The organism is Mesorhizobium sp. WSM4844, assembly GCF_055811775.1.
Window position 1 is genome coordinate 1 of the sequence record NZ_JBVVQB010000096.1, and the last position, 13,041, is coordinate 13,041.

10 protein-coding genes are annotated in these 13,041 nt (G+C 57.4%); all 10 read right to left on the reverse strand.

Annotated features, from left to right (window positions below):
• Positions 1 to 615: 615 nt before the first annotated feature.
• The 10 genes from AC0L2A_RS34960 to AC0L2A_RS35005 all read right to left on the reverse strand — a co-directional run bounded on the left by AC0L2A_RS34960 (position 616) and on the right by AC0L2A_RS35005 (position 12,736).
• Positions 616 to 1,341 carry a helix-turn-helix transcriptional regulator gene (locus AC0L2A_RS34960; protein WP_473612752.1) on the reverse strand — a complete coding sequence of 242 codons (726 nt, stop codon included), beginning with the start codon at positions 1,339 to 1,341 and terminating at the stop codon, positions 616 to 618.
• A gap of 986 nt (positions 1,342 to 2,327) precedes the next feature.
• Positions 2,328 to 3,734: an aminotransferase gene (locus AC0L2A_RS34965; RefSeq protein WP_473612742.1), complete on the reverse strand. Its 1,407-nt coding sequence runs from the start codon at positions 3,732 to 3,734 to the stop codon at positions 2,328 to 2,330.
• Between the two features lie 162 nt (positions 3,735 to 3,896).
• On the reverse strand, positions 3,897 to 4,394 hold the full coding sequence (locus AC0L2A_RS34970; RefSeq protein WP_473612743.1) for an Lrp/AsnC family transcriptional regulator: 498 nt from the start codon (positions 4,392 to 4,394) through the stop codon (positions 3,897 to 3,899).
• A 68-nt stretch (positions 4,395 to 4,462) separates the two neighbouring features.
• The gene (locus tag AC0L2A_RS34975; protein ID WP_473612744.1) at positions 4,463 to 6,016 is read right to left on the reverse strand and encodes a fumarate hydratase; all 1,554 of its coding nucleotides are present in this window, start codon (positions 6,014 to 6,016) and stop codon (positions 4,463 to 4,465) included.
• Complete coding sequence (locus AC0L2A_RS34980) at positions 6,013 to 7,446, reverse strand: NAD-dependent succinate-semialdehyde dehydrogenase (protein WP_473612745.1); 1,434 nt, start codon at positions 7,444 to 7,446, stop codon at positions 6,013 to 6,015. Before AC0L2A_RS34980 ends, AC0L2A_RS34975 begins: the two co-directional genes overlap by 4 nt.
• Positions 7,447 to 7,640: 194 nt before the next feature.
• The gene (locus AC0L2A_RS34985) at positions 7,641 to 8,567 is read right to left on the reverse strand and encodes a LysR family transcriptional regulator (protein ID WP_473612747.1); all 927 of its coding nucleotides are present in this window, start codon (positions 8,565 to 8,567) and stop codon (positions 7,641 to 7,643) included.
• A gap of 138 nt (positions 8,568 to 8,705) precedes the next feature.
• The gene (locus tag AC0L2A_RS34990) at positions 8,706 to 9,614 is read right to left on the reverse strand and encodes an HpcH/HpaI aldolase/citrate lyase family protein (RefSeq protein WP_473612748.1); all 909 of its coding nucleotides are present in this window, start codon (positions 9,612 to 9,614) and stop codon (positions 8,706 to 8,708) included.
• A 131-nt stretch (positions 9,615 to 9,745) separates the two neighbouring features.
• Entirely contained in the window at positions 9,746 to 10,897 is a 1,152-nt protein-coding gene (locus tag AC0L2A_RS34995) for a CaiB/BaiF CoA transferase family protein (RefSeq protein ID WP_473612749.1), read from the reverse strand.
• A 33-nt stretch (positions 10,898 to 10,930) separates the two neighbouring features.
• Complete coding sequence (locus tag AC0L2A_RS35000) at positions 10,931 to 12,166, reverse strand: methylaspartate ammonia-lyase (RefSeq protein WP_473612753.1); 1,236 nt, start codon at positions 12,164 to 12,166, stop codon at positions 10,931 to 10,933.
• 333 nt (positions 12,167 to 12,499) lie between these two features.
• Entirely contained in the window at positions 12,500 to 12,736 is a 237-nt protein-coding gene (locus AC0L2A_RS35005; protein WP_473612751.1) for a hypothetical protein, read from the reverse strand.
• Positions 12,737 to 13,041: the final 305 nt, after the last annotated feature.

Sequence of the window (13,041 nt, forward strand, 5' to 3'; positions counted from 1 at the left end):
ACGCTTCACCCCAGCCGAATGCGCCAACTACTTCAAGGCAGCTGGATACGACCCAGATTAAACAGGACGCGCTCTAGTGGTCAGCCTGCGGCCGGCCTCGGCGGCGGCTGATCGGGACCTGCAGGACAGACGTCGAGTGGCTGCAGAATAGACCCGGTGGCAACCACAATTTCGGTTCATAGGAATCGGGTTTTTGGCAATTCGGAGGGTCTGACGTGACAAAAGGATTCCGCTCCGTCTGCATGGGTAGTAGCGGGAGCAGCACGTCATCGAAATGCCACCCCGTACCGATACTCGACTAAGAAGTGCCAGGTCTTCGGTAAAAGCCGGATATTCGAATAGCCCCGGCCCGAACCAAACGGTTGGAGCTTGACGCCGGCACGTATCTGACGCGCTATCCTCGTAAACGATGCAACGCGCGACTAGCTCGTCGGCGACGAAACACCAACTTGAGCACTTGGGCTGCGAGACCGACGTGGAGTGGAAGAATACGGCTGCATCGCGCCTGACCGAGCCAGGCGGAACAGAAAGTCTTAGCATCCTTAGCATCCAGTCGACGCTGTATACAAATGAGCGCGACCGAAGGGCCCTAGCACAGCGGATCAAAAGAGCTTTTCAGAGAATTGAGGACCCTGCGGACCCCAAAAGGGCTATGGCCTGATTTTGGGTGCGCACGCCTAGCTTCTTCTTGGCATTGTCCAAATGAAAAGCGATGGTGCGCGGCTTGATGCCCAAGATGCGGCCGGTCACCCAGGCTGAATTACCGCGCGCTGCCCACCGCAGGCACTCATACTCGCGGGATGTCAGCAGTATCCCATCCACTGTTCGATCGCCCGGCAGTTTGCGGCGAACACAACGATGAAAGCAGGTCGCCATCAGTTGAAGAGCCTGTCCATATCGCTCAGCGACCCGAAGAAATACCGGACGAGGCTCATCGGCGGCAAAAGTAACGGCGGCGATGAGGTTGCGTAGATCGACAATTGGGATCGTCAAACCGCAGCGGATGCTGAATTGAGCCGCCTCATCCAAGAGCTGCTGTTGAGCTGGCGACATCTTATCGCCGCCCAAATTCGATCCCCATTGAAACGGACAGCCGCCATTTCGAGCACGCAAGACCACAGGATCGAGTTTCTCATAACAATTTTCCAGGTAGTGTCTGGTCCAGCGAGGTGGATAGTTCGAAATTAGCCTGGGTTTGCCGGAAGGTCGCGATGGCAAGGACAGGTAGGCAAAGGAGAATAGGTCAAGTCTTGCCGCCGCCTCAGCCATGGCATCCCGGAAATCGGCCTCATCGACACTTTGTGACAGTCTTTCAAGGAATGTCTCGAAAACAAGTGGCATGTCCCTCGTCATTGTCGCGCTCGATTCTTCCTCTTTCTGCACGCTTTCCGGCTGCGTCGTGTATGGCTCGACAAACGCTTTGACTCGCGGGCGGCGCTGGGCTGACCAGCCCACAGAATGCCACACCTGCGGTCTTCGCCGATCATCCCAATCATGTTGGGCTCACCCAATGCCGTCTGGGAGACGCCTCATGATCTTTCAACAGCTCAATCAGAGAATCTCTATCGATGAAATCATGACCGCCCCTGCATCAAATCAGGAGAAATCATTCTGCGCTGGCCAAAACGATCCTTGATCCAGTTGTTGCGGTAGGAACTTGGGTCGGCACGAGCATAAAGATTCGGACAGGCGGCTCATATCCACCCGGGCGCCCGGAACGCAGTCGTTGTGATACTTCTTACATTGACCGCCAGATAGTCTCAACACCGTTGACATGCCATTTCGTTGTGGAAATCGACGGCCGAGGAGTCTCGCCCCGAAATCCTTAAGGTGAGAACATTCGCCGCAATGATTATTCTTCTGCCGTTGGATCATGTGAGGGGAAATATTCCCTGCGTTGCAGCGCTGTGGACCGGCAGCCGTGGCCCGCTGCGATGCTGTAAAAGTCACGTCTAAGCTCAATCTGCATCCGAACATGCAGATCATCTTTAGCAAACCCCGATTCCGGGCGGGCCGTAGTGATCCTGATGGGTGAGAAAGGGCGCCCCGCCGGCGGGGAGGTACACCGGCAGGGCGTGCCGCACAGAGGCCCTGGTCGTTGGGCAACAGGACAGCGGCGGCAGAACTGAGTCGGTTACAAATTGTGGCTGAAGTAGTGCGGAGCATGCTCAGGATCAGATATCTGGACAACAGTTTCGGTGGAGGGTCGCGCTAACGACAGCCAGATGTCGACGCCCGGTCCGTGCAGAGTTCTTCATTGCATGGCATCATCACGTTCCTAACTGGGACATGGGTAACGCGGGACTCCCTCCCTCGCGCTCGCAAGATCATACGGCACCCTCGGCCTTCAGCGCGCGATAGGTCGTATCGACCGACTTCGCTGTCGCGTCGACAATGATGTCGATCTCTTTTCGGGTAATGATAAGAGGTGGCGCATAGCCGAGGATGTCGCCATGCGGCATCGCCCGTCCGATGACACCATTCTCAAAGAGAGCAGCTGCAGTGCGCACACCGACCTGAAGGTCGGGTTCAAAAGGTATCCTTTGTTTTGGGTCCCGCATCATCTCGACTGCGGACAGGATACCCACTCCGCGAACTTCACCAACGATAGGATGTCCCGCCAGCTCGGCCTTCATCCGGTCTTGCCAATACGGTCCGACATCGCGGACATGCTCCAAAGTGTTTTTTTCTTTAAGCAGTCGAATATTGGCAAGCGCGGCCGCAGCGCAAAGCGTGTGACCCGAATATGTCCAGCCATGGCCGAGGGCGCCGTGCTTCTCTGTTCCTTGTTCCAAGACCGACCAGACGCGGTCGCCAATGATTGACCCGGAGATGGGCAGGTAGGCGGAACTCAAACCCTTGGCGACGGTCACGAAGTCCGGCCGCATGCCATAGAGGTGGGAACCGAATTTCTCACCGGTTCGTCCAAACCCGCAGACCACTTCGTCGGCGATCAGCAGGATATCGTACTTGTCGAGCACGCCTTGGATGGCGGCCCAATATCCTTTTGGGGGTGGGACGATACCGCCTGTCCCAAGTACCGGCTCTCCGATAAAAGCTGCGACGGTCTCCGGGCCTTCAGCGAGGATAAGGGCTTCAAGTTCATCCGCGCAGCGTTTCGAGAACGCTTGCTCACTTTCGCCGTCATGCGCCTGGCGATAGTGGTGCGGCGTCGTGGTATGGCGCACCAAGTCCAGCGGCAGGTCGAAGAAATTATGGAAGAAGGCAAGGCCTGTCAGGCTCCCGGTGACCAGCCCAGACCCGTGATAACCGCGATGTCGCGAGATGATCTTCTTCTTTTCAGGGCGGCCTAGAATGTTGTTGTAGTACCAGACCAGCTTGATGTTAGTTTCGTTGGCGTCGGAGCCGGAAAGACCGAAAAAGACCCTTCTCATGTTCTGACCAAAATACTCGACCACGGCCTCTGCCAAGAGGGCGACTGGCTCTGTTCCTTGACTTGCATAGACATGGGCGAACGGCAATTCGTGTGCTTGCCTGGCAATGGCCTCGGCAATTTCCGTGCAGCCATATCCCATATTGACGCAGTAGAGCCCACCGAAACCGTCGAGGCTCTTTCGGCCTTCGGTATCCCAGATGTACACGCCTTCCGCACCGGCCATGATCCGGTTTGGCGTCTCGCCGCGGCTGTGCTTGGCCAGATGCGTAGACGGATGAAAGACGAAGTTTCGATCCTTCTCTCTGAGTTGCTCGGTTCCCAGATTGCTCAAGCGCATGGTCCCTCTCCTCGCGATGGAATGGCGGAGGGCACTCGGTCAGCCGCCTCCTTAGCAATTAGCATACCGCAAATGCCCCTCAACTTTCGCGGGAATGCATCTCCTTAGCCGACGAATTCGCGGAATCGGGATCAAAAGCCGTGGAAACCAGGGCTTCGGCGTTTACCGCTGCCCTAGTGCGGACAAGGGGATCGGCGAATTGGATTTCACCGGTTTGGTCACGACAAGACTGTAATATTGATCGATCCCCAAGCCTGCCTGCAGCAGTCCCTCCATGAAATCCTGATAAGCAGCCATAGAAGGAGATGCGACGCGCATCAGATAATCGATCCGCCCGCCGATAGCCCAGCAATCCAGGATTTCCGGAAATTCTTGGACCGCAGTCTCGAAGTGTCTTTGGTCCTCGAGGCGATGACGTTCCAGCACGACCTCCACCATGACAAAGACCATGCCGCCGATGAGGGCCGGACTCAGCCGCGCGTAGAAGCCCTCAATAATCCCTGCTATCTTGAGTGCACGGAGCCGCTCGGAGCAGGCCGACGCCGAAAGATGAACGCGTTTTGCAAGCTCGCTTTTTGAGATCCGACCGTCTGACTGAATCTCTGAGAGAATCCGAAAGTCCCAAGTGTCCAGGCGCGCAGGATTGGGTTTCGACTTCATGACCTTGTGCTCTTAAGCCGTTGTCGACAATGGAATTGACGCCGACCAACCGAGCTTAGTCGGAAGGCTCAAACGCCGATGTTGCGTGCGATGCTGTCCGCCGCCATGCGCTTACGCCACTCAAGAGGCCCGGAATTGTGAATGGAGTTTCCCTCTACATCGACAGCCATGATGACAGGCATATTCTGCACCTCGAATTCATAGACTGCTTCCATGCCCAGGTCTTCGAAGGCAACGATCCGCGCCGCCTTGATCGATTTTGAAATGAGGTAAGCAGCCCCACCCACTGCAGCAAGATAGGGCGTCTTGTGTCTTACAATCGACTCGATGGCGGCCGGCCCCCTCTCCGCTTTGCCTACCATCGCGAACAGGCCGGTTTCGGCGAGCACCTTTTCCGTAAAATCGTCCAAGCGGCTGGCGGTTGTTGGACCAGCGGGTCCAACAACCTCATTCCTCACTGCCCGAACGGGGCCAACGTAGTAGATCACTCGTCCCCGCAGATCGACCGGAAGCGGCTTGCCGGCATCGATCAGCTCGACCATTCGCTTATGGGCAGCGTCACGGCCGGTCAGCATCTTTCCGGACAAGAGGAGGGTCTCTCCGCAGCGCCACGATGCAGTCTCTTTCTTCGTGAGCACATCGAGGTTAACCCGCCGGACGCCGGCTGAACTCAATTGTTCGGTCCCAATGTCAGGCCATTCGTGCAAATCGGGCGGCTCCAGCCTGATTGGACCGGAGCCGTCCAAGGTAAACTTTAGGTGCCGGTTGGCGGCGCATTGCGGAATGAGCGCCACGGGCTTGGACGCCGCATGGGTAGGATAGGTCGCAACCTTGACGTCAACAACTGTCGTCAGACCACCAAGGCCTTGGGCGCCGATGCCAAGCGCGTTAATCCGTTCATAAAGCTCGATCCGCAGTGCCTCTTCCGGACTTGAAGGCCCCCTGGCGATCAATTCCGCCATATCGATGGGCTGGTTCATAGCCTCCTTGGCCAGCAGCATCGCCTTTTCGGCGCTACCACCGACGCCAACGGAGATCAGGCCGGGCGGACACCATCCGCTGCCGAGGGTTGAAACGGTATCGACCACCCAGTCGGAAACGGACCCGCTGGGGTTCAAGGTGGTAAAGCGTGCCTTGTTCTCAGACCCGCCGCCTTTTGCGGCAATGGTGATCTCAATCTGGTTACCTTGCACGAGGTCAACGTGGACGACTGCCGGCGTGTTGTCCCGGGTGTTCATCCGTCCGGCAAGCGGATCGGCAACGATCGACGCTCGAAGGGGGTTGTCCGGGTCGAGATATGCCCGACGGACGCCCTCATCCACGAGGTCTGCGAAACTACCCGCTGAAGTTATGCGTACATCCATACCGACCTTGGCGAATACCACCACAAGACCGGTGTCTTGGCACATCGGGCGCCGCCCAAAGGCTGCCATGTGGGAGTTCAGCAGAATCTGACCTATGGCGTTCTTCGCCGACGGGCTCTGTTCTCGTGTGTATGCGTGAGAAAGAGACCGGATATAATCTGCAGGGTGATAGTATGAGATGTACTGAAGGGCGTCGGCGACGCTCCTTATGATGTCCTTGCCCGCGATGATCCGTGTTTTATTCCCACCGGTTTTCATCCAAATGAACCGAGGCCATTGACCATTTTCAGGATCTGGAAGCTTCGCACCCCCTGCTCGCCTCCTTCATATCCGTAGCCGCTTTGCTTGACGCCTCCATAAGGCGCATCCGCGGAAACCCCTTTCAGGTAATTCACACTGACAGCGCCCGCAGAAAGACCGCTGACAAGCTTCTGTTGCGTATCGGCCGTGCCAGTGAACAAGTAGGCGGCCAGACCGTACTCCGTCGCGTTGGCTTCATCGATCGCCTCTTCGATCGTATCGAAAGGAGCCACAGTGAGGATCGGTCCGAACGGCTCTTCATGAAGCACTCTCGCTTCCTTTGGGACGCCTGTCAGGATGGTTGGCGGCCAGTAAAACCCCGGTCGGTCAAGAGGGCTGCCACCAGTCACGATGCGGGCGCTGCGTTCGACCGCATCCTTGGTCAGGCGCTGCATGGCCTCGATTCGCCGCGCGTTTGCCATTGGCCCCATTTGCGTTGCAGGGTCATCCGGTGGACCGACCCTGATTTTTCGGACAGTCTCTGTCATGCGGAACAGGAATTCTTCATAGCGGGACCGGGCGACAAGAATCCTGCTGGGTGCATTACAACTCTGACCCGCGCACTCGAATTTGTATTCCGAAATGGCCGGTATCGCCTTTGCCAGATCCGCATCTTCGCACACAATAACCGGGGAGTGTCCTCCGAGTTCAAGAATGCAACGCTGCAAGTTATTCGCGGCGAGGGTGGCCAGCTGTTTTCCAACAGCAGTTGACCCCGTGAACGTCAAGACTTTTACAATTGGGGAACTGAGCAGATGCCGCGATATATGCACCGGAACACCGAAGACCAGGTTGATCACTCCTTCCGGTATCCCTGCTTGGCACAAAGAGTCTACGATACGGACAGCCACGCTTGGCGTCTCTTCGGCCCCTTTGAGGATCACCGGGCAGCCTGCCGCCAGCGCGGGGGCGAGCTTGCGGGCGATAAGAACGGCCGGATAGTTCCAGGGCGTAAATGCAGCGACGACACCGAGCGGTTCCGGGGCTATCATCCTGTTCGAGCCCAACGGAATCGGGGCCGACAGCTCATCGGCATGCCAGCCATTCCATTCCAGCGTTTCGACTGCGCGCGCGTATTCTCCTGTCGCTTCGGCAATCGTCTTTCCCTGTTCGGACGACAGGTCCCTGGCTGCTGCTTCAATCTTCGTTGCCAAGATTTTTGAGGCTGCCAGCAGGATCTCGCCCCGATCTTTGGCAGGTCGTGAGGACCACGCCTTGCGGCTGCGTTCTGCGGAAGCAAGAGCTTTATCCAAGTCTGAGACCGTAGCCGAGGCCACTGAGGCAAATACCTTCTCCGTCGCCGGGTTGATCACCGGCAAAGTGGCTCGGCTACCTCCGGCTCGCCATTTGCCGTTTATGAAGAGCTCGTAGCTCTTGGCGTCGGACATCGCGGGCTCCACTTGCCTGAATTCTTGCCATACGAGCGCGGTTTCGATCGAAACTGAACTCGCTTGAGCCAGTTTCATCGCAATGGCCGTGGCGGGTCAAATACCGAATATTGCCGAAATCCATCTGGAATCCAGATCGCTCAGCTGCTGATGGCCGCAGGCGGTCATGCCCCGGCTTTTAGATTGAATGGTCGTCAGGTCGCCTCAGGCGCCACCGCTGCCCAGCCCCGGCTCTCAATCAATTCTCTGGCGACCTTCGGAATGAGCTTGCGGACCGCAGAAACGGCCGCAGAACGCTCATCTTTGGGATTTACAGCAAGCACCACGGAGCGGGTAATCACCGGATCGACGATCTTTACCGTCCGGACCAGCCGTTGAGAGGCTTCTTTTTGAACCGCAGACGGGGCGAGAATAGAATGCGCTTTCCCCTCTACGACCATGTTGATGATCGTTGAGAGCGAGTCCACTTCAAACTTGACATCAAGCGCGCAACCGTGCTGTGCGACGACGTCAGCCACTGAACGTCTGACGTTATTGTTGCGCATAGGAACCGCGAGCGGGAATGCATGCAGGTCCGCCAGAGATATTTCATCTTCGGAAGGCGGCTCACCGGACGGGACCACCAGACAAAGGTCTTCGCGCGCTAGCACCGTCATTCGGCCCACGCTATCCGCAGTGCGGTAGAGAACCGCCAGATTGAAGCGTCCCGCGGCCATCCACTCCTCCAGCGGTCCCGTCATACCCTCGACCATCTTGAGGGAGACCCTGGGCAGTTCGTTTCTCACCGACTCAAGCAGGGGGCCACTCAGGACGCGGGCGGCTCCAGACGGAATGCCAATGGTCACTTCCCCGGCGGGGGAAGCAGCTGTGTTGGTCAATTCCGCCTCGGTAAGTCGAATTTCCTTGAGAATCGCCCGCGCCCGCTCGAGCAGTTTGGCCCCAGACGCCGTCACGCTCACGCCGGTCCTGTCGCGGAGCAGCAGCTGCGTGCCGAAGCCTTCCTCCAGTTGACGCACATGCAGGCTCAGCGCACTCTGGGCGACATTAAGGAAGCCAGCGGCTTTCGTGAAACTGCCTGCCTCGACCACGCCGACGAAATATCTTAACTGCCTGATTTCCACGGGTACTCATCCGAGAGCGGAGACTGCAATTGATGTAATCTATCTCGAAATGCGATGGCGCGACAGCAATAATTGTGCCGAGTTGCATGATGCCTTGCTGGCGTGTCGTCCCAAGTGGTTTAGCCAACCCCTGAGGACTCAAACGGCGAACTTGGCGCCCGGATCCGTGGCGATGATTTCTCGAGCCCTTCGAATAACGGGCGGATCGACCATCTTTCCGTCCAATGCGAACGCGCCCCTGCCCTGCGCGGTCGCATCTCTTTCCGCCTCGAGGACACGACCGGCCCATTCGAGTTCCTGCCGGCTAGGCGAAAAAGCCTCATTAAATATGGCAACCTGATTTGGATGAATCGCCAAAGCTCCGGCAAAGCCAAGGCGCCGCGCATGCGCCGCGGCTTCACGAAGTCTATCATTGTCTGAGAACTCGCCGATACTTCCTATGAAGCCAAGCGGCAGCAAGCCTGCGGCGCGAGCGGCAAACAGAACGGAAAGGTTCGGTGTTAAAAGAAGATCGAGTTCGGGGACACCGCCAACAGAGGCACTGAAGTCTTCAGGACCAAGCGCCATTGCAACCATCCTGGGAGCCGACGCAATGGCTGAGAGACTTTGCAATGCTGCCGGAGTCTCGATCTGGGCAAGGAACCGGATTCGACCCGGCGCAAGACCTCTTTCCCGTTCTAGTTCCGATACCGCATCCGCGATCTCTGACACCCATGCTGCCGAATCGGTCTTAGGAAGGACAAGTGCATCGACATCCGCGATCACGGCTGCATCTAAATCGGCCGCCAAGGCACGCAAACCGCGATTCACCCGAACCAAAACATAAGCGCCCCTGCGGCCCACCTTTGCTGCGGATGCAGAAAGCTGGCGCCGTGACTCACCTTTTTCATCCTGAGGAACCGAGTCTTCGAGGTCGAGTATGACGCCATCTGCCCCGCGCTCATGAGCCGCATCAACAAAGCGCGGAACATGAGAGGGAACAAAGAGCAGAGATCTCCAGCGGGGAACAGAAATGGGGCTTTCCAGGGCCAGGACGGTGTTCTTCATGAACTTACCTCTGCGGTCGATTCTAGCGCGGGCGGTGTAAGTGAGCTTGCTGGGCGGTGTGGCACTCGGAGGGGCCATGACTAGGCAGGCACTCCGTAAATCGCGATCGCGCTCCCTTGGACAAGGCACGCTCATGCTGAGGCGGCGCTTGCGCGCAAACCTGCTCGAACCTCCTCGCGGACAGCCTCCGTATCCGCACCAAGAGCCGGAACTGGGCGCAGCAAGGGGCGCTCCGAGTTGAAGATCGCCGCCGGGGCTATCGCCTCTACGGTTCCTTCAGGTGTGCCAATCTCAACCCTGCGAACGTGTGGATGCTTTGAAATGTCCGCTACTTCGTTCAGTCGCCCATATGCCAAACCGGCCGCCTCGAGCTCCTGCATCGCTTCGTGGCAGGACAGCTCGGAAAAACGCAGCTCAATTATCTCCTCAAGTTGCGGACGGTTGCCGAGGCGCTCCATGTTGTCGGCGAAACCAAGTGCACGCGTGAGCTCAGGCCGCTTCAGGAATTTCTCGCAGAAATTCACCCATTCCCGGTCATTCTGGACGGAGAAGATGACGTCCTTGCCATCGGCGCAGCGATAGGCGCCATACGGCGCCAGCGAGGGGTGTTTCACGCCCGCGCGTACCGTGTGGTAGCTGCTGTATTCGTGCTGAAGAACCGGCACGTTCATCCAATCGGCGACGGCATCGAACAGGGACACCTGAATGCTAATCCCTTCGCCAGTGACCTCGCGATGATATAGCGCCTGAAGTATGGCGCTATGTGCCGTCATGCCTGCCGAGATGTCGCAAACCGACACCCCTACCCGGGCGGGCCCCTGTTGCGTACCGGTGATCGCACACAAACCAGTTTCGGCCTGGACGATGAGATCATAAGCCTTCAGGTGGGAAAATGCCCCCCCCTCCCCAAAACCCGAAATGTCACAGGTGATCAGCCGCGGAAAGCGTCGGCGGAGATCCGCTGACCCGAAACCCAGTTTATCGATGCTGCCCGGCTTAAGGTTCTGGACAAAAATATCAGCAGTAGCAACAAGCGAGTCCAGCACGGCACGGTCCGCCTCCAACCTCAAGTCCAGGCAGACTGATTCCTTACCCCGGTTGAGCCAAACGAAATAGGCGCTTTGTCCCCGCACCAACTTGTCGTAATTCCGGGCGAAGTCTCCCTCCGGCCTTTCAACCTTGATTACACGGGCGCCTGCATCGGCAAGGCGAGATGACGCATACGGTGCAGCAACGGCCTGCTCCACGGCAACGACGGTAATCCCTTCAAGGCAATTCTGCATGGCGACACACCGCACTTTCCATCACTTCTTGTCTTAAGCCCGGCGACGGTTCAGCGTCGCCAGCAACCGGTTCTGTTCATTTCCAACGATCGAGAATGCCTCGTCCACGCCCATTCCAGGCTTTGCGAGCATCATGTCGGCCTGAGTCGCCACCGATATATGGACCGATGCCCGGGCAGAGAGATCAGTCTCGGTGCAGCTTCCCCCGACATACGCCCCTACCCTGTTCTCCTTGCACAAGAGCACGGCACGTGCCGTGTCAGCCAATGAGCCGACATCGGGGGTCTTGATTTGAACTAGATGCGCGGCCCTCGCTTCGGCAAAGAGGCGAATATCCTCAAGTGTGTTGCATCTCTCATCCACGACAATGCGAGCACTGGAACCCCGGCTGTCCAAAATCGATACGATCTTAGCGTAGTTCTCAATTTGAGCATGCGTCGAACCAAAATCTGCCGGGGACTCAATGTTGAGCGCGAAATCTGGGACCGAATCTGCAACCTTGCAGATAAAGTCGGCGATGCTCTGTGGCTCCAGGCCGATTTCTTGACCGATCCAGCCATAGACATCGAAATGCAGCACCGGGTGATATCCGGAGCGGCCGATTTGCTGCGCACGCGTTGCAACCCACGTCACGAACTCCATGAAGGTCTGGCCGCCGACGCCGAATTTCTGCCGTGAGTTGATTAGACCGTGGGGAAGCACATCCACCGCCTTCAGAATCATCTTGTCAACGTTAATTTCGCGAGCATCGCCGCTCTGGCAGTAAATCGGGACCCCGCGCTTCGGCAGCGGCAAATCAAATTCGGCACATATGACCTCTGCCATCGTCTTTCGATGAAGATGGGCCACCGCTCGGAGCAGCGCTTGGCTGACGCCATACTCAACCGCGAGGGGCAGCCGTTTGCGTTCGTGAGGTTCGAATACCAGGGCGCATGCTTCCAGATAGCGATATGCATCAACATTGAGTAGCCGCGGCGTAACAACCCGTGACGTCAAATCGGAGATTTGATCGGCGTCGAACAGCGAATCGCGTCCGCCAGCACCAGAGTACTGGACGTTCATCATGTCACCCCAAACTACGGTTTCGTCGGTAAGGACGAGCCCGACGCTGAGGGAAGATGCTGGAATGCGTATCGACGCGAACCCAGGCGTTATCGGTTCGCCAACATAGATGAAGCCGTCCGGGGTTGCCCCGGACCTAACGGCAGCTTGATCGTCATAGAAGAACGCCCCATTGCCAGGCGCCAGGAGGACATCTTTGATCTGCAATTCAGTCACTCGATTCATTTTTGGACGGCGTTGACGTGCGGAATTAGTTGGATCCGCTGTCCGCCGAGTATGTGCTACTCGGCGTTCAAGTCGCCAATATAATGTCCCGGACGGTCCGATCGCGTTTTCAGATGGCTGGCGCTTGCACTAACGAAACCGCCGTCGCTCCGATCTCCCTGGTCTATCTTTATATTAGCCGTCGTCTAATCGACATAACAGTGGCTCCGCAATTCCCCGTGCGATTTCCCGAATCCTGAACAAACCTGCATCGCACACCACAGCATCAAGAGCGGTGCGCGTGAATGAGACGAACGGGCTCCGGTGTATTCTCATTCATATAACAGGATCGCTTACGACAAGGAGGCGCTGAAGCGCTGTTTTGTCGACTTGTTCCTTGGTGCCCATGACAAGGCGCCACGGCAGGTCATGCTTGATCTCCACGCCACCGATGATCCGCTGCACGGCGACCCTTTTTGGCGCCAGAGAACGAGAAAACGTGGTGGAGCAGCGAAACCAGCGAAGAGCTTCGGAAGGTCGCAGACCAATATGTAATCCCGTATTTGCAGTCAATGGACGACATTTCCATCTAGCCTGGAAAATTCACGGCGGGTTGGCGGATGTGGTGCAAGCCGTTGAAACGACGTAGGATTTGGTTGCTAAGGCCGATCCGAATCATTTCCGGAGACCACACCCGCCATAAATGATCTTACGCTGCCGCTGAGCAGTTTGTCATCTGTGGGCGGCAAGGCCGTCGTCGCCCGCTTCGACGGCGGCATGCTGTCCTCCAACGGTGGGGTTGTCGCTCTAGAGCACGTCCCGTGATCGATGAATCGATTGTGATGTGACGACGAGCTTCTCCGGTGATTCAACATCCA